This is a genomic window from Paenibacillus lautus NBRC 15380 (genome assembly GCF_004000945.1).
Lineage (GTDB): Bacteria > Bacillota > Bacilli > Paenibacillales > Paenibacillaceae > Paenibacillus_AQ > Paenibacillus_AQ lautus.
On record NZ_BIMF01000053.1, the window covers coordinates 1 to 760 of the forward strand.

Here is a 760-nt window from a genome sequence, read left to right on the forward strand (position 1 = left end):
GGCTGAGCCGGTTGTTTCGCACCCATTCCTTGCTGTCCTCCCAGACATGGCGCGTGACGATCTTTCGGTGATTCCGTGAACGGGTACATTGCTCCAGCATCGGGCAAGTCTTGCAGTGCCTCGGATCCGAGGCATATTGCCGGTATCCTTCTCGATTCGTGGTGCGGTACAACAATTCATGCTGAGCCGGACAAATATAGCGGTTGCGCTCGGCATCATAGGTAAACTTCCACTTCGGAAACAAGCCTTGGGTCGGATGAAATCTCCGGTGAGCAATCACGCCAAAAATCCCCCGTTCCTGCAATCCTTTGCAGATGGGGGTTGTTAAATAACCTGAATCCAGGGCAACGGCTTCAACTTCAAAACCAAATCGCTCTCGTTGGCGATCCAAACGCGACAAATACGGTACAGAATCATGAACGTTTCCCGGCGTGACGTGGACATCGGTAATCAGATTGTATTTTAGATCAACGGTTCGGTGATCTAAATAAAAGAATCCTTCCGGTTTGCCATCGCGAATCATATAACCGCTATCCGGGTCGGTTTTGCTCACCTTGATTTCTTTCTTCTCGACCACATCCTCTCTGGGTTTTAAAGCTTTTTTCCATGTGCCTTCCGGTCAGCTTCTACCGCGCCATTGAGTTCGTCCGTGTAATCTCGTGTGTTTTGTAGAATCTGCTGCTTGGTGTACTGGTGCTTGTTCGCATTGGCCTTCACATGCGTGGAATCCGAAACCAAGACTCGTCCGCCGACCATGCGA

Annotated in this window: 1 pseudogene; it reads right to left on the reverse strand. The window is 50.4% G+C overall.

From position 1 onward, the window contains the following. Positions 1-760, reverse strand: a pseudogene (locus PLA01S_RS31780) (transposase); the annotation flags it as partial.